Genomic DNA, 1,275 nt, shown 5'->3' on the forward strand with positions numbered 1-1,275 from the left:
GGGGCGAAGCGGAGAACTTAAGCGCCAGTAAACGGCGGTGGTAACTATAACCATCCTAAGGTAGCGAAATTCCTTGTCGGGTAAGTTCCGACCTGCACGAATGGCGTAACGACTTCCCCACTGTCTCAACCACAGGCCCGGCGAAATTGCAGTACGAGTAAAGATGCTCGTTACGCGCGGCAGGACGGAAAGACCCCGGGACCTTTACTATAGCTTGACATTGGTACTCGAATTAGCTTGTGTAGGATAGGTGGGAGCCGGTGAAGTCCATACGCCAGTATGGGTGGAGGCAATCTTGAAATACCACTCTGGTTGATTTGGGTATCTAACTTCGGACCGTTATCCGGTTCAGGGACAGTGTCTGGTGGGTAGTTTAACTGGGGCGGTTGCCTCCTAAAAGGTAACGGAGGCGCCCAAAGGTTCCCTCAGCCTGGTTGGCAATCAGGTGTTGAGTGCAAGTACACAAGGGAGCTTGACTGTGAGACTGACAGGTCGAGCAGGGACGAAAGTCGGGACTAGTGATCCGGCACTTGCGAGTGGAAGCGGTGTCGCTCAACGGATAAAAGGTACCCCGGGGATAACAGGCTGATCTTCCCCAAGAGTCCATATCGACGGGATGGTTTGGCACCTCGATGTCGGCTCGTCGCATCCTGGGGCTGTAGCAGGTCCCAAGGGTTGGGCTGTTCGCCCATTAAAGCGGTACGCGAGCTGGGTTTAGAACGTCGTGAGACAGTTCGGTCCCTATCCGCCGTGCGCGTAGGATACTTGAGAAGGGCTGTCCCTAGTACGAGAGGACCGGGACGGACGAACCTCTGGTGTGCCAGTTGTCCTGCCAAGGGCACGGCTGGTTAGCTACGTTCGGAAGGGATAACCGCTGAAAGCATCTAAGCGGGAAGCCTGCTTCAAGATGAGGTATCCCACCCCACTTTGTGGGGGTAAGGCCCCCAGCTAGACGACTGGGTTGATAGGCCGGAAATGTAAGCCCGGTAACGGGTTCAGTTGACCGGTACTAATAGGCCGAGGACTTGACTACTAAGCTGCTACGCGTCCACTGTGCAACTCTGAACAAGCGAACACTCATTGGTGTGTGTGCCCGGGGTTGTTTGATATGTTCATAGAGTTACGGCGGTCATGGCGGAGGGGAAACGCCCGGTTACATTCCGAACCCGGAAGCTAAGCCCTCCAGCGCCGATGGTACTGCACTCGTGAGGGTGTGGGAGAGTAGGACGCCGCCGGACAATCTTTCAGAAGAGGCCACCCCTCACGGGGTGGCCT

Annotated in this window: 2 rRNA genes; both read left to right on the top strand. The window is 55.9% G+C overall.

The window, feature by feature from the left end:
• Nucleotides 1–1,033 (top strand): 23S ribosomal RNA (locus tag QCZ28_RS34360); the annotation flags it as partial.
• An 88-nt stretch (nt 1,034–1,121) separates the two neighbouring features.
• A 5S ribosomal RNA gene (gene rrf, locus QCZ28_RS34365) occupies nt 1,122–1,238 on the top strand.
• The last annotated feature ends 37 nt before the right edge of the window (nt 1,239–1,275 follow it).

Source organism: Micromonospora sp. DH14 (assembly GCF_029809455.1).
In the GTDB taxonomy this organism is placed as follows: domain Bacteria; phylum Actinomycetota; class Actinomycetes; order Mycobacteriales; family Micromonosporaceae; genus Micromonospora; species Micromonospora parva.